The organism is Ectopseudomonas alcaliphila (assembly GCF_900101755.1).
GTDB lineage: Bacteria > Pseudomonadota > Gammaproteobacteria > Pseudomonadales > Pseudomonadaceae > Aquipseudomonas > Aquipseudomonas alcaliphila.
In genome coordinates, this window is the sequence record NZ_FNAE01000001.1 from 1,476,400 (window position 1) to 1,499,133 (window position 22,734).

At 63.1% G+C, this 22,734-nt stretch carries 20 protein-coding genes and 2 tRNA genes; 5 read left to right on the top strand and 17 right to left on the bottom strand.

The genetic code is table 11. The features are described from left to right. The first annotated feature begins 4 nt into the window (after positions 1 to 4). Positions 5 to 91, top strand: a tRNA-Leu gene (locus tag BLR77_RS07010). Positions 92 to 175: 84 nt separating this feature from the next. Further along, positions 176 to 262, top strand: a tRNA-Leu gene (locus BLR77_RS07015). Positions 263 to 383: 121 nt separating this feature from the next. Here BLR77_RS07015 and BLR77_RS07020 read toward each other — a convergent pair. The 13 genes from BLR77_RS07020 to BLR77_RS07080 all read right to left on the bottom strand — a co-directional run bounded on the left by BLR77_RS07020 (position 384) and on the right by BLR77_RS07080 (position 15,454). Further along, positions 384 to 2,318 carry a methyl-accepting chemotaxis protein gene (locus BLR77_RS07020; RefSeq protein WP_074676235.1) on the bottom strand — a complete coding sequence of 645 codons (1,935 nt, stop codon included), beginning with the start codon at positions 2,316 to 2,318 and terminating at the stop codon, positions 384 to 386. 162 nt (positions 2,319 to 2,480) lie between these two features. Then, complete coding sequence (locus BLR77_RS07025) at positions 2,481 to 3,776, bottom strand: adenylosuccinate synthase (protein WP_074676237.1); 1,296 nt, start codon at positions 3,774 to 3,776, stop codon at positions 2,481 to 2,483. Between the two features lie 56 nt (positions 3,777 to 3,832). Further along, complete coding sequence (locus tag BLR77_RS07030) at positions 3,833 to 5,020, bottom strand: ATP phosphoribosyltransferase regulatory subunit (protein ID WP_074676239.1); 1,188 nt, start codon at positions 5,018 to 5,020, stop codon at positions 3,833 to 3,835. A 37-nt stretch (positions 5,021 to 5,057) separates the two neighbouring features. Continuing rightward, positions 5,058 to 5,243 carry a DUF2065 domain-containing protein gene (locus BLR77_RS07035; RefSeq protein ID WP_074676240.1) on the bottom strand — a complete coding sequence of 62 codons (186 nt, stop codon included), beginning with the start codon at positions 5,241 to 5,243 and terminating at the stop codon, positions 5,058 to 5,060. A 105-nt stretch (positions 5,244 to 5,348) separates the two neighbouring features. Further along, positions 5,349 to 6,218: a protease modulator HflC gene (gene hflC, locus BLR77_RS07040; protein ID WP_074676242.1), complete on the bottom strand. Its 870-nt coding sequence runs from the start codon at positions 6,216 to 6,218 to the stop codon at positions 5,349 to 5,351. After that, the gene (gene hflK / locus BLR77_RS07045; protein WP_074676244.1) at positions 6,218 to 7,387 is read right to left on the bottom strand and encodes an FtsH protease activity modulator HflK; all 1,170 of its coding nucleotides are present in this window, start codon (positions 7,385 to 7,387) and stop codon (positions 6,218 to 6,220) included. The genes hflC and hflK overlap by 1 nt, the downstream gene beginning before the upstream one ends. Positions 7,388 to 7,484: 97 nt before the next feature. Beyond that, positions 7,485 to 8,786, bottom strand: a complete 1,302-nt coding sequence (gene hflX, locus BLR77_RS07050; RefSeq protein WP_074676246.1) for a ribosome rescue GTPase HflX — start codon at positions 8,784 to 8,786, stop codon at positions 7,485 to 7,487. Between the two features lie 12 nt (positions 8,787 to 8,798). Further along, positions 8,799 to 9,059 (bottom strand): RNA chaperone Hfq, encoded by a 261-nt coding sequence (gene hfq, locus BLR77_RS07055; protein WP_003459200.1) that lies wholly within the window; start codon positions 9,057 to 9,059, stop codon positions 8,799 to 8,801. A 100-nt stretch (positions 9,060 to 9,159) separates the two neighbouring features. Further along, on the bottom strand, positions 9,160 to 10,131 hold the full coding sequence (miaA, locus tag BLR77_RS07060; RefSeq protein ID WP_074676248.1) for a tRNA (adenosine(37)-N6)-dimethylallyltransferase MiaA: 972 nt from the start codon (positions 10,129 to 10,131) through the stop codon (positions 9,160 to 9,162). 53 nt (positions 10,132 to 10,184) lie between these two features. Next, on the bottom strand, positions 10,185 to 12,056 hold the full coding sequence (gene mutL / locus BLR77_RS07065; protein WP_074676249.1) for a DNA mismatch repair endonuclease MutL: 1,872 nt from the start codon (positions 12,054 to 12,056) through the stop codon (positions 10,185 to 10,187). Between the two features lie 8 nt (positions 12,057 to 12,064). Then, positions 12,065 to 13,492: an N-acetylmuramoyl-L-alanine amidase gene (locus BLR77_RS07070; protein ID WP_202907440.1), complete on the bottom strand. Its 1,428-nt coding sequence runs from the start codon at positions 13,490 to 13,492 to the stop codon at positions 12,065 to 12,067. A gap of 10 nt (positions 13,493 to 13,502) precedes the next feature. Beyond that, the gene (gene tsaE, locus BLR77_RS07075; RefSeq protein ID WP_074676253.1) at positions 13,503 to 13,970 is read right to left on the bottom strand and encodes a tRNA (adenosine(37)-N6)-threonylcarbamoyltransferase complex ATPase subunit type 1 TsaE; all 468 of its coding nucleotides are present in this window, start codon (positions 13,968 to 13,970) and stop codon (positions 13,503 to 13,505) included. Further along, positions 13,958 to 15,454: a bifunctional ADP-dependent NAD(P)H-hydrate dehydratase/NAD(P)H-hydrate epimerase gene (locus BLR77_RS07080; RefSeq protein WP_074676798.1), complete on the bottom strand. Its 1,497-nt coding sequence runs from the start codon at positions 15,452 to 15,454 to the stop codon at positions 13,958 to 13,960. The genes tsaE and BLR77_RS07080 overlap by 13 nt, the downstream gene beginning before the upstream one ends. A gap of 61 nt (positions 15,455 to 15,515) precedes the next feature. On the opposite strand from BLR77_RS07080, the gene queG reads away from it, so the two are divergent. After that, entirely contained in the window at positions 15,516 to 16,580 is a 1,065-nt protein-coding gene (gene queG, locus BLR77_RS07085; RefSeq protein WP_074676254.1) for a tRNA epoxyqueuosine(34) reductase QueG, read from the top strand. 117 nt (positions 16,581 to 16,697) lie between these two features. Here the strand turns inward: queG and orn are convergent, their stop codons facing one another. Continuing rightward, positions 16,698 to 17,240: an oligoribonuclease gene (gene orn, locus BLR77_RS07090; protein WP_074676256.1), complete on the bottom strand. Its 543-nt coding sequence runs from the start codon at positions 17,238 to 17,240 to the stop codon at positions 16,698 to 16,700. A gap of 57 nt (positions 17,241 to 17,297) precedes the next feature. Further along, positions 17,298 to 18,092, bottom strand: a complete 795-nt coding sequence (locus tag BLR77_RS07095; protein WP_074676258.1) for a class I SAM-dependent methyltransferase — start codon at positions 18,090 to 18,092, stop codon at positions 17,298 to 17,300. 87 nt (positions 18,093 to 18,179) lie between these two features. On the opposite strand from BLR77_RS07095, the gene rsgA reads away from it, so the two are divergent. Next, entirely contained in the window at positions 18,180 to 19,211 is a 1,032-nt protein-coding gene (gene rsgA / locus BLR77_RS07100) for a small ribosomal subunit biogenesis GTPase RsgA (RefSeq protein WP_074676260.1), read from the top strand. Here rsgA and motB read toward each other — a convergent pair. Further along, a complete protein-coding gene (gene motB / locus BLR77_RS07105; RefSeq protein ID WP_074676262.1) occupies positions 19,205 to 20,200 on the bottom strand; it encodes a flagellar motor protein MotB in 996 nt (331 codons plus the stop codon). The genes rsgA and motB overlap by 7 nt on opposite strands. Positions 20,201 to 20,203: 3 nt before the next feature. Next, on the bottom strand, positions 20,204 to 21,055 hold the full coding sequence (motA, locus tag BLR77_RS07110) for a flagellar motor stator protein MotA (protein WP_074676263.1): 852 nt from the start codon (positions 21,053 to 21,055) through the stop codon (positions 20,204 to 20,206). Positions 21,056 to 21,173: 118 nt separating this feature from the next. Between motA and BLR77_RS07115 the strand changes: the two genes are divergently transcribed. Continuing rightward, positions 21,174 to 22,697: an HDOD domain-containing protein gene (locus BLR77_RS07115; protein WP_074676265.1), complete on the top strand. Its 1,524-nt coding sequence runs from the start codon at positions 21,174 to 21,176 to the stop codon at positions 22,695 to 22,697. The last annotated feature ends 37 nt before the right edge of the window (positions 22,698 to 22,734 follow it).

A 22,734-nucleotide genomic window follows, 5' to 3' on the forward strand; every position in this document is an offset into this window, starting at 1 on the left:
CTGTGCCCAGGTGGCGGAATTGGTAGACGCGCTGGTTTCAGGTATCAGTGACTTAACGGTCGTGGAAGTTCGAGTCTTCTCCTGGGCACCAAATTTCGTGAAGTGGCTTGATAACCCACTTTGCAAATAAACGGATGCAACGCTCCGTGTCGGCAACGACGAACATTGCTGTAGTGCCCAGGTGGCGGAATTGGTAGACGCGCTGGTTTCAGGTATCAGTGACTTAACGGTCGTGGAAGTTCGAGTCTTCTCCTGGGCACCAAATTTCAAAAAACCGAGCCAACGGCTCGGTTTTTTATTGCCCACGAAAAAGCGCGGCACCTCGCAGGGTGCGCTACGCGCACCGCCAAGACCACGGAGCAGCGAGGTGCGCACAGCGCACCCTACACTTTGAACTGCCCCAGACTGGCCTTAAGCTGCGCCGCCAACTCATCCAGCGCCCGCGCATTGCCGGCAATCGCAGCCACCGCCTCGGCCGCACGCTGCGCTTCGGCATGAATGATCTCGACACGCCCGCGCACCGCTCCAGCGCCTTCAGCCTGATGCGCCGCCGCCTGAGTCGCAGCATTGATAGCGCCATGCACTTCGTCCACCGACTGCTGCACCGATTGCTGCAGACGCGCACTATCACGCAGCACCTGCAGACCTTCACCACCTTGCGCGCCCGCCTGAGCGATGGCGGTAACCGCCTCCTGCGCACCCCGCTGCAGCGCAGCGATATGGGTCTGAATATCGCCGGTGGACTGCTGAGTCTTGCTCGCCAGCGCGCGTACCTCGTCAGCCACCACGGCAAACCCGCGACCACTTTCGCCGGCGCGCGCCGCCTCGATGGCGGCATTGAGCGCGAGCAGATTGGTCTGCTCGGCAATTGACTGAATCACCGTCAACACCACCTCGATCTGCTCGCTCTGCTTGGCCAGGCGCTCGATCACCGCCGAGCCATCAGCCACCCGCGCCACCAGGCCCTCGATCAGCGCGGACAGACGCTGAGCGATAGCCGCGTTCTCATGCGCCGCCTGGCGGATGGTATCGACGCGCTGCAGCGCGCCCTGCATGGCCTGGCTTTCCGCCTGCGCCTCGTCGGCCATTTGCGCCAAAGCCTGCAGACTGCCAGCCACTTCGTCGCGCTGGCGCCCGGCAGCGGCCTCAGCCGCCACGCCGCGCAGAGTCAGGCTGCGAATCTGCTCGCCTGTACGCAGTGCCACCTCTCCAGACTCGCGCACGATGGGTTGCAGCTTGGCGATGAAGCGATTGACTGCATCGGCCATCTCGCCGACCTCGTCCTGACTGTCGATACTCACGCGGCGAGTCAGATCGCCCTCGCCCGCCGCCAGGTCATTGAGCGCCGCACTGAGCAGGCGCAAGCGACTCAGCACCCGCCAGCCCAACACAAGGGCGACCACCAGCATTGCCAGCGCCCCCACGATCAACAGGCCGAGGGCGATGTTCCAGCGCAGCGAATCCGCCGCCACGCGCACCGACTCACCCCCGTTGCGCGCCATTTCCTGAGTGTAGCGCTCGGCAGACTGGAGGCGCTCACGCAGTGCGCCGGTCGCCTCCTCCGAGGCGCCGGCCAGGCTGCTGTCGACCAACTCACCCGCGCCACCGACCAACGTCGTGAAGCGACCATCCAATGCAGTCAGCTCCTTTTCCACCACATCCAGCGACAAGCCCATCTGCACCTTGCCGATGCGTGAGCCCATCGGGCTGATATCAGCCTCGACCACATACACGCGCGGATCACGCGAGGCCGCATCCACCAGTTTCTCCAGCGGCGAGTCGCCCTGCCCGGCAGCAACCAGTTCGCGCACCTGTGCGTTACTGCGGTTGAAGTTGCGCGTCAGGCGCTGACCGTCGGCGTCATAGATGATGGCGAACAGTACCGCCGGATCCTGCTGTGCAATTCGGGTAAGCGCAGTGAGCGCAGGAATATCCAGATCCCAGATGGACTTCGGCGCCACGCCGGCCAGCAGTTGCGCCAGCGCCTGGCCGGATTGCTTGAGATTGCCCTCGAGCACCACGCGCAGCTGCGCCTGCTCACTCTTCAACTGACCGGAAAGCCCTTCGCCCAGGCGAATGCGGGTACTGCTCGCCAACGCCGCAAGGCCCTGACTCATCTCGCGCTCAGCCATGCTCAGCTCTTCACCAAGACGGCGGCTCTCACCACCCAGGCGCTGCGCCAGGTCCTCGACCATGCCATCGACCGAGGCGCGCATCAGCCAAACAGCCAAACCGACCTGCACCAACATGGCCAGGCCAAGCGCGACGAACACTGGGCGCAACAGACGGCTACGCAACATGGAAAGAATGGCGAACACTGGCGGACACTCCTCAACGACCGTAATAGCTATAACGGCGACTTCCGGGATTTATTGAATACAAGCAAAGCGCATGCCCAGCATCCTTACGAGACTACCCGTACGGACGAGCACAAAAAAGCCGCCCGAAGGCGGCTTATGTGCGGCTCGAGAGCCTCTCGATCAGGCGAAAGGATGACGCAGCACGATGGTCTCGTTGCGGTCCGGGCCGGTGGAGATGATGTCGATCGGCGCACCGACCAGCTCTTCCACACGCTTGATGTAAGCGCGAGCAGCGGCCGGCAGGTCTTCCAGGGTCTTGGCGCCCAGGGTGGATTCGCTCCAGCCCGGCATTTCCTCGTACACCGGCTGCAGGCCGATGTAACTGTCGGCGTCAGTCGGCGCATCAACCAGCACCTGGCCGTTGGCATCCTTGTAGCCAGTGCAGATGCGGATGACTTCCAGACCGTCGAGCACGTCCAGCTTGGTCAGGCACAGACCGGAGATGCTGTTGATCTCGATGGCGCGACGCAGGATCACCGCATCGAACCAGCCGCAACGACGGGCACGGCCGGTGGTGGCGCCGAACTCGTGACCGCGCTTGGCGAGAAACGCGCCGACGTCATCGAACAGCTCGGTCGGGAACGGGCCGGAACCGACACGGGTGGTGTAGGCCTTGGTGATACCGAGGATGTAATCCAGGTACAGCGGACCGAAACCGGAACCGGTGGCGATACCGCCAGCGGTGGTGTTTGAGCTGGTGACGTAGGGGTAAGTGCCGTGGTCGATGTCCAGCAGCGAACCCTGAGCGCCTTCGAACATGATGTCCTTGCCCTCACGACGCAGGTCATGCAGCACGGCAGTCACATCAGCCATCATCGGCTTGAGCAGTTCGGCGTATTCCATGCACTCGTCCAGCGTCTTCTGGAAGTCGATGGCCGGCTCTTTGTAGAAATTGACCAGCTGGAAGTTGTGGTAGTCCAGCAGCTCGCCCAGCTTGGCGGCGAAACGCTCGCGGTGGAACAGATCACCGACGCGCAGGCCGCGGCGCGCGACCTTGTCTTCGTAGGCCGGGCCGATACCGCGACCGGTGGTGCCGATCTTGGCGTCACCACGGGCCTTCTCGCGCGCCTGATCCAGTGCCACGTGATAGGACAGGATCAACGGGCAGGCCGGGCTGATACGCAGACGCTCACGCACCGGCACGCCCTTCTCTTCCAGCTTGGTGATTTCGCGCATCAGGGCGTCGGGCGCGACGACCACGCCGTTGCCGATCAGGCACTCGACGCCTTCACGCAGGATGCCGGACGGAATCAGGTGCAGGACGGTCTTCTCACCGTTGATCACCAGGGTGTGGCCAGCGTTGTGGCCACCCTGATAGCGCACGACTGCAGCGGCCTGCTCGGTGAGCAGGTCGACGATCTTGCCCTTGCCCTCATCACCCCATTGGGTGCCCAGGACGACGACATTCTTACCCATAAACTTGTCCTCTTCGCGCAAGCTTCGATGCCGGCCGCGGGCCGGCGAAAATGAATTCAGGACGCCAGGGGCGCCACCTGCCAACGTCCATCGCGCAGCGCCAGCAGACGATCACAGCCTGCTTCGCGCGCATCCGCCTCGCTCTGCCCGGGCAACGCCTGTACCACGCGCTCGCCCTCACCACGCAGACGACGAATGGCCTGCCACAGATAGAGATCATGATTGTCCGGCGCCCAGATGCCGCTGACCGCCTCGTCCACGCGCATGTCACCCAGGGTCACCAGGGTCTTCAGGTCGGTGGAGAAACCGGTAGCCGGGCGCGCCCGACCGAATACCGCGCCGGTATCGTCGTAACGACCACCCTGAGCGATGGCACCACCCTCACCCGGTACGAAGGCAGCGAACACAACGCCGGTGTGATAGTTGTAGCCGCGCAACTCGCCCAGGTCGAAGTACAGCGGCAGCTCCGGATAGCGCAGCTCCAGCGCATCGGCGATGGCCACCAGCTCATCGAGCGCAGCGTGCACCGCATCAGGCGCCTCGACCAGAACCGCCTGAGCCAGATCCAGCACTTCCCGGCCGCCACACAGCTCGGCGAGCGAACGCAGCATGCTGCCCAGGCCCGCCGGCAGCGCGGCAGTCAGGCTCTCGATCTCATCCATGGCCTTGCGCTGCAGCGCATCGAACAGGTGCTGCTCAGCCTCACCGGACAGGCCAGCGGCACGCGCCAGACCACGGTAGATACCGACATGACCGAGATCCATATGCACGTCCGGCACCGCGGCCAGCTCGAGGGTCTCCACCAGCAGGCTGATCACTTCGATGTCACTGGCCGGACTGGCGTCGCCATAGAGTTCGGCGCCCAGCTGGATCGGGCTACGCGACGTGGTCAGTGCACGCGGCTGCGCATGCAGCACGCTGCCGGCATAGCAGAGACGACTCGGCCCCTCACGGCGCAAGGTGTGAGCATCAATGCGCGCCACCTGCGGAGTGATGTCGGCACGAAAACCCATCTGCCGACCGGACAGCGGGTCGGTGACCTTGAAGGTACGCAGGTCGAGATCCTGGCCAGCGCCAGTCAGCAGGGATTCCAGGTACTCGATATGAGGGGTGACGACGAACTCGTACCCCCAACGTTGGAACAGATCCAGCACCTGGCGGCGTGCCGCCTCGATGCGTGCCGCTTCCGGCGGCAGTACTTCTTCGATGCCATCTGGCAGCAGCCAGCGGTCTACCGTTGCCATTTCGCCATTCCCCTCTCGATCCGGGCGGCACAAGCCTTCAGTGAAGCAGATATAGAAGGGCCGTACCCAGCAGCATGCTGGCCAACCCAATAAGACGCAGTCGACGGTCGGGCAGACGAGCCGCCTGCAATACCGCCCCGCGCCAGTGACGCGGATAGAGGAAAGGCAGGATGCCTTCCAGCACCAATACCAGACACAGTGCGATGCCGAGTTCCTGCCACATGATTCCCACAGACGCAAAAAAGCCGGGATTTTCCCGGCTGCCGCATGATACCACGTTTTACCTCGCGGTCACCCTGGCGACGCATTGCGCCGCCAGGGTTGCCGATCAAGGCCTGGATTTCTCCAGGTAGCGGAAGAAATCGCTGCCTGGGTCCAGCACCAACACATCGCGCTTGTCAGCGAAGCTTTCGCGGTAAGCCTGCAGACTACGGTAGAAGGAGTAGAACTCCTGATCCTGACCGAAGGCACGGGCATAGATAGAGGCAGCCTGGGCGTCACCGTCACCGCGCAGCTCTTCAGCTTCACGATAGGCTTCGGCCAGCAGTACGCGGCGCTGACGATCGGCGTCGGCGCGAATACCTTCGGCCAGCTCACGGCCCTTGGCGCGATGCTCGCGCGCCTCACGCTCACGCTCGGTACTCATCCGCTCGAACACGCTGCGGTTCACTTCGCGCGGCAGGTCGATAGTCTTGACCCGTACGTCGACCACTTCGATACCCAGCTCACGCTCGGCAGCGCGGTTGAGGGTCGCGGTCACGTCGGCCATCAGCGCATCACGCTCACCGGATACCGACTCGTGCAGGGTGCGCTTACCGAACTGGTCACGCAGCGATGCTTCCAGACGACGCGCCAGACGCTCATCAGCGACTTGCTTCATGCCCGAGGTGGACTGATAGAAGCGCTCGGCATCCTTCACCCGCCACTTGGCGTAGGCATCGACCATCAGCGCTTTCTTCTCCAGAGTCAGGAAGCGCGAGGACGTCGAATCCAGCGTCAGCAGACGACCATCGAAGATGCGCACCTGGTTGACGTAAGGAATCTTCACATGCAGACCAGGCTGTACATCAGGCTGAACCACTCGCCCGAACTGCAACAGCACCGCACGTTCGGTCTGCGCGACGATATAGAAGCTGTTCCACGCCACCAGGGCCACAACCACGGCCACGATCAGGCCGATCAGGGACTTGTTGTTCATCAACGGCCCTCCCGGGTACGCAGGTTACGCTGCGACAGATCGCTGCTCAGCGGCACAGCCGGATCACGCGTTGTCGTATTGCTGCTGTTGGCAGAACTGGAGGAAGAAGCACCACCACGGCTGTCGATCATCTTGTCCAGCGGCAGATAGAGCAGGTTGTTCTGCCCCTTGTCACCGGTGACCAGAACCTTGCTGGTGTTACTCATCACTTCCTGCATGGTGTCGATGTACAGACGCTCGCGAGTGATTTCCGGCGCCTTGCGATACTCGGCGACCAGCTTGGTGAAGCGGTCCGCCTCACCCTGAGCGCGAGCAATGACTTCGTCACGGTAACCGTTGGCCTCTTCCAGCAGACGCTGGGCCTGACCACGCGCTTCCGGAATCACGCCGTTGGCGTAGGACTCGGCCTGGTTCTTCTCACGCTGCTCGTCTTCACGTGCACGGATCACATCATCGAAGGCTTCCTGAACTTCACGCGGCGCCGCAGCGCTCTGGATGTTCACCTGAGTGATGGTGATACCGGTACGGTAGTTGTCGAGGAAGCGCTGCAGGCGCTCACGCACCTCGCTGGCCATCAGCTCACGACCTTCGGTCAACACCTGATCCATCTCGGTGGAGCCCACCACATGACGCACGGCGCTGTCGGTGGCGTGCTGCAGGCTGACTTCCGGCTGGTCGACGTTGAGCACGAAGTCCTGCAGGTTGGTCACCCGGTACTGCACGGTCAGCGGCACTTCGATGATGTTCTCGTCTTCGGTCAGCATGGCGCCCTGCTTGGTGTAAGCGCGCTCACGCGTGACGTTTTCCTGGAACTTGCGATCAATTGGCGGGAAATAGATATTCAGGCCCGGACCAACGGTCTCGTGGTACTTGCCGAAGCGCAGCACGACAGCCTGCTCCTGCTCGTCCACCACATAGATCGCGCTGTACAGCCATACCACCGCCAACAGGCCAAGGCCGACGAACAGCAGGCCGAAGCCACCGCCGCCGCCACTGCGACCAGATTCGTCGTCACCACGTTTCTTGCCACCGCCAAACAGCCCATTGAGGCTTTCTTGCAGCTTGCGGAACGCTTCGTCGAGATCCGGCGGCCCCTGCCGGCCACCGCCTTTGCGGCCGCCCCAAGGGTCTTGATTGTTCGAGTTGCCACCCGGCTCATTCCAAGCCATAGCGTTCTCCGTACTGATAAAGCGAAGGCGCGCCCACGGCGCGCCGGCCAATGCTACCCAAAGCCCTGGGGTGACAGCAAAGCCACCGTCCCAGGCTTTATTGCAAAGTATGTTGCTCGATGAAGGTTTGAGGCTCCAAACCTTCGCGACTCACCAGGCGATTGAGCTCGACTCGCGGTATACGTACCGCCAGCAGGCTGTGCCCCTGCTCGTCATGCCCTTCGCTCTGCACCGCTCCCAGTGCAAAGAACTGCGCACGCAGCCGCCCCAAACGTTGCGGCAACTGCAGCGTAGCGACGAACAAATCCTCGCCCAGCAGCTCCGCCACTGCTTGACGCAACAGCTCAAGACCACGTCCCTCACGGGCCGACAACCAGACGCGCAACGGTCTGCCATCAGCATCGCGCTGGATCTGCGGCTCGACACCATCCAACAAATCCAGCTTGTTGTATACCTCGAGCATCGGCAACTCGTGCGCACCGATCTCCTTGAGCACATTCTGTACCTGCTCGATCTGCGCCATACGCTCGGGCTCATGGGCATCGATAACGTGCAGCAGCAGATCGGAGTTGCTCGACTCTTCCAGCGTAGCGCGGAAGGCCTCGACCAGTTTGTGCGGTAGGTGACGGATGAAACCCACGGTGTCGGCCAGCACGATCGGACCGAGGTCATCGAGTTGCAGACGACGCAAGGTCGGGTCGAGCGTGGCGAACAACTGGTCAGCCGCATAGACCTCGGAAGTGGTTAGCGTATTGAACAGTGTGGACTTGCCGGCGTTGGTGTAACCCACCAGCGAAACCGAAGGGATATCCGCGCGTCTGCGACCACGGCGCGCCTGCTCGCGTTGACTGCGCACCTTCTCGAGCTTCTGCTTGATCTGGCGAATGCGCACACGCAGCAAGCGGCGGTCGGTTTCCAGCTGGGTTTCACCCGGACCACGCAGGCCGATACCACCCTTCTGCCGCTCGAGGTGAGTCCAGCCGCGCACCAGACGCGTACTCATGTGATCGAGCTGAGCCAATTCGACCTGCAGCTTGCCTTCGTGAGTGCGCGCACGCTGCGCGAAGATATCGAGGATCAACCCGGTGCGATCGAGCACACGACACTCGAAGGCGCGCTCGAGGTTGCGCTCCTGGCTCGGTGTCAGGGTGTGATTGAAGATGACCAGATCGGCCTCGATGGCCTTGACCTGGTCGCGTAGTTCCTCGACCTTGCCGCTGCCGATAAGGAACTTGGCAGTCAGACGACTGCTGGGCACGCTAAAGAAAGCGACCATGTCGGCGCCTGCCGACATGGCCAATTCTTGGAACTCCTGGGGATCTTCGCTCGCCTCGGAGTCTTGGCCTTCCAGATGAACCAGGATGGCCCGCTCACCGCCCTCATGACGCTCGAAGAACAATGCAGCCCCCTATCAGGCGTTACCTGGCTCGCCATCGGCCTGTTCGGCATCGCCAGCACTTGGCAGGCGCACCGGACGGCTAGGCACGACGGTGGAAATGGCGTGTTTGTAGACCATCTGGCTGACAGTGTTCTTCAGCAGGATGACGAACTGGTCGAAAGACTCGATCTGGCCCTGCAGCTTGATGCCGTTGACCAGATAGATGGAAACAGGGACGCGTTCCTTACGCAGGGTATTCAGGTAAGGGTCTTGTAGCGAATGCCCTTTTGACATGTGCCGCACTCCTTTCGAGGATCAATTTCAATAATTTTAGTAGGTAAACAATGGCTTCAGGCCGTCCCACCCCCAAGGATAGACGACCAGCGGCAAGGTCTCATTTCAATATGGAGACGCTTTCCAGGTATTTCAAGGCGCGAGACAGATTGTCGCAGGCCAGGCTATCGAGCCAATGCAGGCTCTTCCAACCACGTAGCCAGGTGAACTGACGCTTGGCCAATTGCCGAGTGGCGATGATGCCGCGCTCGACCATCTCGTCCCGGGACAACTCGCCATCGAGGTATTCCCATACCTGGCGATAACCTACCGCCCGTATAGACGGCAATCCCGCGTGCAAGTCACTTCGTCTACGCAGGGTTTCGACCTCTTCCACGAAACCCTGTTCCAACATCACCCGAAATCGTTGAGCGATGCGGTCATGCAAAACCTGACGCTGCGCTGGTGCGATAGCAAGCTGAGCAACAGTATAGGGCAATTGCCCGGTGCCTGATGTGCCCGCATCGGGATTTCCTGCAGCCTGGCGCAGGCGATGCTCGGTCATGCTCAGGCCGCTCGCGCGATAGACCTCAAGCGCCCGGGTCAGACGCTGCGGATCGTTGGGATGGATGCGTGCCGCGGATTCTGGATCGACCTCGGCCAGCTCCCGATGCAGCGCCTCCCACCCCTCAGCCGCAGCCCTTGCTTCCAGCTCGGCGCGGATGGCCGGATCGGCGCTGGGCATATCGGCCAGCCCTTCCAGCAAGGCCTTGTAATACAGCATGGTGCCGCCCACCAGCAGCGGAATACGCCCACGCGCAACGCTCTCAGCCATGGCCGCCAGAGCATCGGCGCGAAATTCCGCCGCCGAATAACTCTCGGCCGGGTCGCGAATGTCGATCAGGGCGTGGGGAAATTCATCAAGGATGGCGCGTTCAGGCTTGGCCGTGCCGATGTCCATGCTGCGATAGACCAGCGCTGAATCGACGCTGATCAGATCACAAGGCAGTACCCGGGCGAGCTCCAGGGCGAGATCGGTCTTGCCGGCGGCGGTCGGGCCCATCAGGAAGATTGCAGGAGGAAGCGAAGACATCGATATGGCTCGAAACACGAAGACGGGCGCCCCTGACTCAGGGCTTCATTCAATTACTGACCACGCATGAACAACTTGTCGAGCTGATCCATGCTCAATTGCGTCCAGGTCGGACGCCCGTGGTTGCACTGGCCGCTGCGCTCAGTCTGCTCCATATCACGCAGCAGGGCGTTCATCTCGGGAATGGTCAGACGCCGATTGGCGCGCACCGCACCATGACAAGCCATGGTCGCCAGCAGCTCGTTGAGATGTGCCTGGATGCGGTCGCTGGTGCCGTACTCGAGCAAATCGGCCAGCACGTCACGCACCAACTGGGTGGCCTCAGCCTGTTTGAGCAACGCCGGAATCTGGCGAATCGCCACGCTTTCCTCACCCAGGCGCTGCAATTCGAAACCCAAACGCTGGAACCACTCGCCGTGCTCCTCGGCGCAGTCCGCTTCACGCTGACTGAGGGCAATGGACTCCGGCACCAGCAGTGGTTGCCCGCGCAAGCCTTCACTAGCCATGGCGTGCTTCAGGCGCTCGTAGGTAATACGCTCGTGGGCGGCGTGCATGTCCACTACCACCATGCCCTGGGCGTTTTCGGCGAGGATATAAACGCCCTTGAGCTGCGCCACGGCGTAACCGAGCGGGGGAATGTCGCCCTGCTCCTGCGGCATCACCTGCGCCTGAGCCGTTGCCAGGGGCGAGAAATACTCACGGTAGGCGGCCTGGGCTTCAGCAGTGGATACGCCGGGGTTACCTGCAGGCTGCTGATAGCCAGCGCCACTGCCGCGCCAAGCCGGCTGCACACTGGGGGCCGGCGCTTCAAGGATGCTGGCGGCTAGCCCCATCTCGCCTTGCGGGCCGAACTCACCGGCAGCCAGACCGGTCGGGCGCACCATCGGTGATATGGCCGCCGGAGCTGCCACCTGATCCTCCGGGCGCACGTCGGCCAGGGCGCGATGCAGCGTGCCGTAGAGGAAGTCATGAACCATGCGACTGTCACGGAAGCGCACTTCGTGCTTGGTCGGGTGAACGTTGACGTCCACTGTCGCCGGATCGATTTCCAGGAACAGCACGAAGGTCGGGTGACGACCGTTGAACAACACGTCGCGATAGGCCTGGCGCACCGCATGGGCCACCAGTTTGTCACGCACCATGCGCCCATTGACGTAGAAATACTGCAGGTCTGCCTGACTACGGGAGAAGGTCGGCAAACCGACCCATCCCCACAACCGCAGACCACTGCGCTCGATCTCGATCGGCAGCGCCTGCTCGAGAAAAGCCGGCCCACAGACAGAAGCGACGCGGCGCGCACGGCCGATCTCGTCGCCCGCCTCATGCAGGGCAAACACGGTCTTGCCGTTGTGGCGCAAATGGAAGCCGACATCGAAACGCGCCAGCGCCAGGCGCTTGATCACTTCCTGCAAGTGATCGAACTCGGTCTTCTCCGCGCGCAGGAACTTGCGCCGCGCCGGCGTATTGAAGAACAGATCGCGCACTTCCACCGAGGTGCCCACCGGGTGCGCAGCAGGCTGCACCCGTGGCTCCATGTCACGACCTTCGGTCTCCACCTGCCAGGCCTGCTCGGCGTCGGCGGTACGCGAGGTCAGCGTCAGGCGCGATACCGAACTGATCGACGCCAGCGCCTCGCCGCGAAAGCCCATGCTGAGCACGGCTTCGAGGTCTTCCAGCTCACGAATCTTGCTGGTGGCGTGGCGCGCCAATGCCAGCGGCAGGTCGTCCGGAGCGATGCCACCACCGTCGTCGCGCACCTTGAGCAGCTTGACGCCACCCTGCTCGACTTCGACATCGATACGCCGGGCACCGGAGTCCAGGCTGTTTTCCAGCAGTTCCTTGGCGACCGAAGCCGGACGCTCGACCACCTCGCCCGCGGCGATCTGGTTGGCCAGGCGCGGGCTGAGCAAATGAATACGGGACATTACACTCACTACTGGGCTGCCAGCGCTGTGGCGGGTATCTGCAACGTCTGGCCGACCTTGATCACGTCACCATTGAGCTTGTTGGCACTACGCAGGGACGCCAGGCTGATCTGGTATCTCTGGGCGATCAGCGCCAGGCTCTCACCGCGCGCCACCACGTGTTCACGCGGACCCGCAGCGATCTTGCCTTCATCACGCAGCCAGGCGACGTAGGTGCCAGGCGGCGGGTTTTCATGGAAGAACTGCTTGACCCCGGTGGTGATCGAGCGCGCCAGTGCCTGCTGGTGGCTGGCGGTATGCAATTTCTTGGCTTCATTGGGGTTGGAGATGAAACCGGTCTCCACCAGAATCGAGGGAATATCCGGTGATTTCAGCACCATGAAGCCTGCCTGCTCGACGCGCCGCTTGTGCAGCGGGGTGATGCCGCCCATGTTCGACAACACCTTCTGCCCGACATTGAGACTGGAGGACAGCGAAGCGGTCATCGACAGATCCAGCAACACGCCAGCGAGCATCTTGTCCTTGTCGTCGAGACTGACGTTGCCGGCGCCACCGATCAGGTCGGACTGGTTCTCGGCGTCGGCCAGCCAGCGCGCGGTCTCGGAGGTAGCACCACGTTCGGACAGGGCATAGACCGAAGCGCCGAACGCCGAGGCTCGCGGCGCCGCGTCGGCATGGATGGAGACGAACAGATCGGCCCCTTTCTTGCGTGCGATCTCGGTGCGTTTACGCAGCGGAATGAAGTAGTCGCCGGTGCGCACCAACTCGGCACGAAAGCCCTTTTCGGCATTGATCTGCCGCTGCAACTCTTTGGAAATGGCCAGGGTCACGTGCTTTTCATACTGCCCCTTGACCGGCGACAACGCCCCCGGGTCCTCGCCACCATGACCCGCATCGATGGCGACGATGATATCGCGCTTGCCATTGGGCACTGGCGTCAACTTGGGTGGAGGCTGGGTCGGCGTGACCGGCACAGGTGGTGCGCCAGCGGCAATACTGGGCGTCTGCGTGGCGGGTGGCGCACTGCCCTGATCGAACAGATCGACCACCAGACGATGACCATATTGCTGATTAGGCGCCAGGGTGAAGCTCTTGGGCGACACCGGCGCCGACAGATCGATGACCACGCGCAGGTCGTCAGCACTGCGCTGGGCCGAGCGCACGCCGGTGATCGGGGTGTTGGCGAGCGAAAGCTGCTCGAGATTGGTGGCCAACTTGGCGCCACTGACGTCGATAACGATGCGATCAGGCGCAGCCAGGGTGAACACGCTGTGCTGTACCGGGCCGGACAGATCGAAGACCAGACGGGTATTGTCCGGGGCCCGCCACAGGCGCACGCTCCGTATATCGGAGGCAGCCAGTACTTCGGCAGCCAGGGCCGCCAACAACACCCCCACAGCGGTAACCAGCGCGCCTATGCGCATAACCAACCCCATCGCTTCTTATTCATTCCTTGCTACTCAGGGCCTTGCACCAGGCCTCCCCTCGAGCCCCATGCCCCTGCAGCAACAGCGAACGGCCGCTCGCTTGGGGGCTAATGGTAATGTCCAGGTCGGGCTTTGGCAAAACGCCCGCACCACGCTGCGGCCATTCGATCAGGCACAAGGCATCCCCTTCGAAGTAATCGCGGATGCCGAGAAACTCCAGCTCCTCAGGATCGACCAGGCGATAAAGATCGAAATGAAAGGCGCGCAAGTCGCCTATTTCGTAGGGTTCGACCAGGGTAAAGGTCGGGCTCTTGACCGCGCCGGCATGGCCCAGGCCGCGCAGAATGCCACGTGAAAGGGTGGTCTTGCCGGCGCCCAGATCACCATGCAGATAGATGATGCCCAGGCCACCGCTGACTTCGGCGATCCGCGCGCCCAGAGCCAGCATCGCGGCTTCGTCAGCCGCTTCGAGTTTCACTTCACACAAGGGCACAACTCCTCCAATAACTGACGAATGGTACAGGGCAGATCACCGGCAGCCAGCCCGCGCCCCTGCGCAGCCAGCACCTCACCGGCCCGCGCATGCAGCCATACCGCCAGGCAGGCTGCATCATACGCTGCCATGCCCTGCGCCAGCAGCGCACCGATCAATCCAGCCAGCACATCCCCAAGCCCCGCGCCCGCCATCGCCGGATGGCCGCGATCACACAGCGCCAGGCGCCCATCCGGCGCCGCGACCAGGCTGCCGGCCCCCTTGAGCACCACCACCAGCCCGAAACGTTGCGCCAAAGCCCGCGCTGCAGCCGGCCGATCAGCCTGCACGGTAGCAGTGTCGATGCCCAGTAGACGCGCCGCTTCGCCCGGATGTGGCGTGAGCACGCCCTGGCCAGGCGCGACGACCTGCCCGGCAGCCAGAAGATTCAGCGCATCGGCATCCCAGACCTGAGGCACATCGAGACCGCAGACGCCAGACAGCAAACTGCGCGCCCAGGCACCCTGCCCCAGGCCAGGCCCTACCACGCAGACATCGGCGCGCTCGGTGAGTGCCAACAGCTGATTGGCCGAAGCCAGCGCCGTGCACATGATTTCAGGCCGGCGCACCAGGGCGGCCGCGACATGTTCGGCCCGTGTTGCCAGCGACACCAGGCCGGCGCCGGCACGTAGCGCACTGTCGGCACAGAGCAGCGCGGCGCCGCCCATGCCCAGATCGCCACCGACCACCAGCAGATGGCCGAACTGGCCCTTGTGCGCCACCGGCGAGCGTGCGCTCAGACGTGGAAGATTGGCCAAATCGAGGCGCTGCGCCACGCAGGGCGCCTGGGCCAATAGCCGGGCATCGCCTTGCAGATCGTCGAACAGCAGCTCGCCGCACAGTTCTGGGCCGCCCCCCGTCAGCAGGCCGAGCTTGAGGGCGACGAAGGTCACGGTCAGATCGGCGCGCACCGCCACACCAAGACGCGCGCCGCTGTCGGCATTCAAGCCAGAAGGAATATCCACCGCCAGCACCGGCAAGCCACTCTGGTTGAGCAGGCGTATCGCCTGGGCATAAGGCTCACGCACAGCACCAGACAGCCCCGTGCCGAGCAACGCATCGGCCAGGATGCCCGTCAGTGGCGCGCATTCGCTCCAGGGCAGAATATCCACGCCTGCTCGCCTGGCCTCGGCGCAGGCCTGAGCAGCGTCGCCACTCAGCGCAGCGGGATCGCCCACCGCCAGCACGCGCACGCGCCACCCGGCACGCTGGGCCAGGGCGGCGATCAGGTAGCCGTCACCAGCATTGTTGCCACGCCCGGCCAGCACGGTGAGTTCACCAGCATCCGGCCAGCGCCTGCGCAGGGCGCGCCAGGCAGCGTGGGCGGCACGCTGCATCAATTCGAACCCAGGCGTCCCGGCGGCGATCAGTTGCGCATCCAGCGCGCGCACCTGTTCGGCGCTGTGCAGGCTCAAGGGTAAAGAGGCTGGTAGATGCATGGCTCGCTCGCGGCGGATGTCTGGCAGAATTATACCCACGTCCATCGCCTGCGCCCTCCTCATGTCCGATCAAACCCTCGACCTCGACGCCCTCGCCCTGTCCATCAAGGACTGGGGGCGTGAGCTGGGCTTTCAGCAGGTCGGCATCACCGATGTCGAGCTGGGCGAACACGAGGCGCATCTGCAACGATGGCTGGAAGCCGGCTACCAGGGCGAGATGGACTACATGGCCGCCCATGGCAGCAAGCGCTCACACCCGGACGAACTGGTGCCCGGCACCCTGCGCGTGGTGTCGCTGCGCATGGACTATCTGCCCGGCGACACGCAGATGGCCCAACGCCTGAAAGAACCGCAACAGGCCTATGTGTCGCGTTACGCCCTGGGCCGCGACTACCACAAGCTGATCCGCAAGCGCCTGCAACAACTGGCCGAACGTATCCAGCAGCAGATCGGCCCGTTCGGCTACCGCGCCTTCGTCGACAGCGCCCCAGTGCTGGAAAAGGCCATCGCCGAAAAGGCCGGCCTCGGCTGGATCGGCAAGAACACCCTGGTGCTCAACCGCAAGGCCGGCAGCTATTTCTTTCTCGGCGAACTGTTCGTCGACCTGCCGCTGCCGGTGGACGCCCCACACGGCAGCGAGCATTGCGGACGCTGCAGCGCGTGCATGGATATCTGCCCCACTGCGGCCTTCGCCGGCCCCTACGTGCTGGATGCCCGGCGCTGCATCTCCTACCTGACCATCGAGCTGAAAGGCTCGATCCCGGTAGAGCTGCGTGCGCCCATCGGCAACCGGGTATTCGGCTGCGACGACTGCCAGATCGTTTGTCCCTGGAACCGCTTCGCCCGGCCCACCGAGCAGGGCGACTTCCAGCCGCGCCACGGCCTGGACAACAGCGGCCTGGCCGAGCTGTTCCTGTGGACGGAAGAGGAATTTCTCAGCCGCACCGAAGGCTCGCCGCTACGCCGCGCCGGCTACGAGCGCTGGCTGCGTAACCTGGCGGTCGGCCTGGGCAATGCGCCCTCGACCATCCCGGTGCTTCAGGCCCTGATCGCGCGCCGCGAACATCCATCGCCGCTGGTGCGCGAGCATGTCGAGTGGGCCCTGGAGCGACACAGCGCTCTGTAGCCCGAATGAAATCCGGGAATAGCGCCGCCCATTTCCCCGGATTGCATCCGGGCTACGCGAATTGACGCCTACATCACGGGTATCGCTCGGTGCGCACGGCGCACCCTACAGACGAGCTTAGACCTTGAGGAAATGCTCGCGGTAGTGGCGCAGCTCGGCGATGGACTCACGAATGTCATCCAGCGCCTGGTGAGTAGCGGTTTTCTGAAAGCTGTCCTTGACCTCCGGCGCCCACATGCCCGCCAGGATCTTCAGCGTCGATACGTCCAGATAGCGGTAGTGGAAGTAGGCCTCCAGCGCCGGCATGTACTTGTAGAGGAAGCGGCGGTCCTGGCCGATGCTGTTGCCGCAGATCGGCGACTTGCCCTTGGGCACCCACTGTTCGAGGAAGGCGATGGTCTGTGCTTCGGCCGCCGCCGTATCGATCTTGCTGTCACGCACGCGCTGAGTCAGGCCGCTCTGGCCATGGGTGCGGGTGTTCCATTCGTCCATGCCGGCCAGGGCCGCGTCGCTCTGGTGAACGGCGATCACCGGGCCTTCGGCCAGCACGTTCAGTTCGCTGTCGGTGACGATGGTGGCCATCTCGATGATCACGTCGCGCTCCGGCTCCAGCCCGGTCATTTCCAGGTCGATCCAGATCAGGTTGTTGGGGTTTTGCATGGTTGGGTGCTCCTTGGCTCAGGCGCCAAGTCTAACAGGCTGCCGAGAAACTACCTGCTAGCGGATGTCCGCGCCCCTCATCTGCCAGAGGAACAGGGCGGTCTGCCGCCCTTCGTTGAGGTCGAACACGCGATCGGCCGGCACGCCCGGAATCTCGAAGGTATTGCTGATCAGCCAGCTACCGGCGCGCATCTCGACCTGCGCCTTGGCCCACAGGCGCGGCATCGGCACGGGCGACAGAAAGCAATAGACGACATCGAAGTCGCCGAGCTCGACCTGCCACAAACTCCGATAACGAATGCAGCAGTTCTCCTGCAACAGGCAGCGCAGCCAAGCGAAAACGAAGAGCAGAGGCGCCGTCTCGACACCGACGAACTGCCCGCGCGGAAACTGTCGGGCCAGTTGCAGCACCATACCTGCCGTACCACACCCCAGGTCGACGACGCGCAGCGGCGGCTCGCGCTCGCTCAAGCACTGCTGCAGACGGTGCTGTGCCTTGCGCCCACTCAGGTAGAGCGGCACCTGTTCGCGCAGGCTGTTCCAGTTGACCAGTAGCAACAGGACGAAGCACAGCAAAAACAGCCAGGCCGGCAAATCGGCGCGCTGCATCACCAGCAGCGCAGGCAGGAACGCCAGATTGATCCACAACCACCAGCGCGAAAGCCCCAGGCGCCAGCCGATCCCGGCCGCCACAACACCTTGCAGCAGAACCACCGAAAACAGCGACATGCGCCAGGACAGCAACGCCAGCAAATAGACCAGCACCACCACCAGCGCCATGGCCAAACCCTGCGCCAAAAGAGCCCGCAACAGCGGTAACCGCAGCACCGCTCTTTTCTCGCCTGTCGTCATTCCCAGCCTCTGTGTCTGACAGCCGAATGGCCGCCGAGCGCTCATGCTAAACTCGCCGCGATCAACACTCCACTACCCGGATGCTCCATGGCCAAACGCCAACTCAACCGCCGCCAGAACTGGCGGATCGAAAAGATTCAAGGCGAGCGCGCGGCCCGCGCCGCCAAGCGTGAATCGCGAGCAATGGAAGCACTGGAGGGCGGTGACCTCGGCCCGGAACAGACCGGCCTGGTAATCGCCCATTTCGGCGTACAGGTGGAAATCGAGGGCTTGCAGGGTGAAATGGCCGGCCAGGTGTTTCGCTGCCACCTGCGCGCCAACCTGCCGGCACTGGTCACCGGCGATCAGGTGGTCTGGCGCCCCGGCAATCAGGGTGACGGCGTCATCGTCGCGCAACTGCCGAGAAACAGCGAACTGTGTCGTCCCGACATGCGCGGCCAACTCAAACCAGTGGCGGCCAACGTCGACCAGATCGTTATCGTCTTTGCCCCGCTGCCCGAGCCGCACGCCAACCTGATCGACCGTTATCTGGTGGCAGCCGAGCACGCGGGCATTCGCCCACTGCTGCTGCTGAACAAGGCCGATCTGATCGATGAACAGAACCAGGTGGCGCTGGACGCCCTGCTCAGGGTTTATCGTCAGCTGGAGTATCCGCTGCTGGAAGTCTCGGCCCATAAGGGCGATGGCATGGAGCAACTGAAAAGTCGCTTGAACGGAAACGTCAGCGTATTCGTGGGCCAATCTGGCGTAGGCAAGTCATCGCTGGTCAACAGCCTGCTGCCCGGCGTCGATACGCGTGTCGGCGCATTGTCGGAATTGACCGGCAAGGGCACACACACCACCACCACCGCACGGCTTTTCCATTTCCCCGGCGGCGGCCAACTGATCGACTCCCCCGGCATTCGCGAGTTCGGCCTGGGCCATGTCAGCCGTGATGATGTGGAGGCAGGCTTCATCGAGTTCCACGACCTGCTGGGCCGCTGCCGCTTCCGTGACTGCAAGCATGATCGCGAGCCGGGTTGCGCCCTGCTGCAGGCGCTCGAGGACGGGCGCATTCAGCCGCAGCGCATGGCCAGCTACCGCCACATACTCGCCAGCCTGCCTGAAGACGATTACTGATTGCCCAACTGATCGAACTGCAGGGCACCTTCCTCGAAGATATTCAAACGCTCGCGCAGTTGGCCGGCCGGCAGCGGATCGCTCGCCGCGCCACCCGGCTCGGCGCCCTCGGCCGGATCAGGCGGTGCTTCACCACCTTGTTCGCCCTCGATGGCGCGCTGCGCCTTCTTGGTCAGCACGACGATATCGATGCGCCGATTGACCGGATTGAAGGGGTCGTCGCGGTCAAACAGGGCCGAGGAGGCGTAACCGACCACCCGCGCCACCTGCTCATCGGCGTACCCCCCGGCGATCAGCGCACGCCGCGCCGCATTGGCACGGTTGGCTGACAGTTCCCAGTTGCCAAAATCGCCACGCCCGGCAAAGGGCTTGGCATCGGTGTGACCACTGACGCTGATCTTGTTCGGCACCGCGCGAATGGTGTCGGCCATGGCCAGCAGGATGTCCTCGAAGTACGGCTGAAGGTTGGCACTGCCCAACGCGAACATCGGCCGGTTCTCGGCATCCATGATCTGGATGCGCAAACCGTCCTGGGTAATCTCGAACAGGATCTGGTCCTTGAAACGTTGCAGCTCGGGGTTTTCCTCGACCTTGTTCTGCAGTTCCTGCAACAACAATTCCAGGCGCTCCTGCTCCATCTTGTCGGCCAGGGTTTCGATCTGGTCCGTGCTGATTCCGGTCTCATCCGGCTGACTTTCCGGCGTCTCGGAGATGTCCGGGTTGAGCGTGCGTTCAGGTGCCGGCGTCGGCGTGCCACCCAAGTCGATGGCGTAGGGACTGGCGCTTTCGGTGAAACCGATGGGGTCCTGGAAATAGCCGGAAATGGCCTTCTTCTGCTCCGGCGTGGCCGATGTCATCAGCCACATCACCAGGAAGAACGCCATCATGGCGGTGGCGAAGTCGGCGAACGCGATCTTCCAGGCACCGCCATGGTGCCCACCCGCGACCTTCTTGACTCGCTTGACGATGATGGGTTGGTTATTTTCCATGGCTTAGCTGCCGCGCATGGCCTGTTCGAGCTCGCTGAAGCTCGGGCGGTGCGCCGGATACAAGACCTTGCGCCCGAACTCTACAGCCAGGGTCGGCGGCATGCCCGATGCAGACGCGACCAGGGTCGCCTTGATGGCTTCGTAGAGGTTCAGCTCTTCCTTGGCGTCATGTTCCAGAGCGTTCGCCAGCGGACCGAAGAAACCATAGGAACCAAGAATACCGAGGAAGGTACCAACCAGCGCGGTCCCCACCTTCTGACCGATCTGCGCGTTGTCCGCCTCGGCCAGGATCGACATGGTGATCACGATACCCAGCACGGCCGCAACGATACCCATGGCCGGCATGCCGTCAGCGACCTTGGCTACGGCGTGCGCCGGGTGCTCCACTTCTTCCTTGAGGCTGGTCAGCTCCATGTCGAACAGGCCTTCGAGTTCGTGCGGCGCCATGTTGCCGGACGACATGATGCGCAGGTAGTCGCAGATGAAGGCTGTCATCCGCGCGTCCTTGAGCACGCCTGGATACTTGCTGAAAATCGGGCTGGCGTTGGGGTCCTCGACATCCGCCTCGATGGCCATCATGCCCTCGCGGCGACTCTTGTTGAGGATCTCGTACAGCAGCTTGAGCACTTCCAGGTAGTAGGTATGGGTGAAGCGCGTGCCGAACATGCTCAACGATTTCTTGAACACCGTCATGAACATGCTGCTCGGGTTGGCCTGCAGGAATGCACCCAACGCCGCGCCGCCGATAATCAGAACCTCGAAGGGGTGGACCAGTGCCATGAACTGCCCACCCGAGAGTATGAACCCGCCGAGCACGCAGCCAAAAACAACAATGATGCCGATGATTTTTACCATGAAAGGAACGCTTGCAGAGCCTAGAGGATGGGTTATTAAAAACAACACTTCTAATTATCGGAACTTATACGCCAGACTATAGCCAGTTAAGGCCAAAAGCCAGTTCGGCTCAACCCACATGTCGACGCAAAAGCCACTGCCACGCACCCTGGACGCCTGGTTACACCAACTGGCCACGCTGCCACTGCCTATCGAGCAGCAGCAGCATGCGCGCATACGTCGCATCCTCGGCGACAGCCGCCGCACCTGGCGTGAAATTGCCGAGGAGATAGAGTCGAGCCCGTCGTTCGCCCTGCAGGTGCTGCGCGAAGCCAATCAGTCCAGCAACAGTCTCAGCGAACCCGCCGAAAGCGTCGAAACGGCATTGTCGCGCCTGGGCCTGAGTCGTTGCGAAGCCCTCCTCAACCAGGCACCAGCACTGCCCGAGAGTGAAATCCCCCTGGCGCTGCGCCAGATCCTGCTGATCAGTCAACACGCCAGCCAACAGGCACGCGGCCTGTTCGGCGCACGCCTGGCGCGCCTATGGAACGAGCTGCATGGCTGCAGCCTGCTGTTTCTGGCGCCGATCTGGCCATTGCTGTGCGCCCATCCGCAGTTGCTCGAGGCCTGGGAGCAACGCGTGCTGCTCAAGGGCGAGCGGCCCGCCGCAGTCGAAAAGGAGCTGCTCGGTGTCACCCTGATCCAGTTGTGCGTCAAGCTGGCCGAGCGCTGGCGCCTGCCGGAGTGGATCGTGCGCAGCTACCGCCTGCTGGAGCGAGACCGGCGCCAGTTGGTCAAGGCACTGCATATCGCCCGCGACAATGAACATCCGCTGCATCAGCAGCAGATGCTCGACGCCGACATCCCCCTGCGTCACTGGCTCACCCATCCGAGCAACTGCGTGCTGCTGGCCAACGGCTTGGCGGTATCCGCTCACCATGCCTGGGATACCGCGCACAGCCTGCGCTGGCAGCGCCTGACCGGACTTTACCTGCAGATACCTCTGAGCGAGCTGCAACAGGAAGTGCACCAGCACGCCGTGAGCAGCGCACGCCTGATTCACGACAACGCGCTGTGGCACCCGGCCCAGGCGCTGATCTGGCCGTGGAACACCCATCGTCTGCAACCAGCCGTTAGCGCAGCAGCGCCGCCCAAGCGCGATGACCTTGCCGCCTGGCGTCAGCACTGTGCCCTCCTGCTTGCCGAACCCAGCAGCTTCGCCAACGTACCGCAACTGACCGCCTGTGCCCGCGACGCCCTGCAAGCCTGCGGCCTGAAACGCGTCCTGCTGCTGCTTGCCGATCGTAACCACAGCCGCCTGCAGAGCCAGCAACAGGCCGGCCTCGATGCCAGCGCAGCGACCCTCAGCCTCGACCCAGCACAGAGCCAGGTATTGAAGCGCCTGCTCAGCGAACCCGGGCAACTGCGCCTGGCGCCGAACAACATCGCGCAGTTTTCCGCCCTGTTACCCGGCAACCTCAAGGCACTGTTCCCCAGCGAACACCTGCTGCTGCGCTCCGTGGCCAACAACGGCCGAGTGGTAATGCTGGTCGTGGCGGACCAGGGCGGCCAACCGCTCAATGACGTCTGCCTGCAGGCATTCGGCAAGACCGTGCAGTGCATCGAACGCGCTCTGGGCAGCTTTTCCAGGCGCGGACGCTGAAGCGCTCTGTTTCCGCTACAATCGACCTCTTTTCATT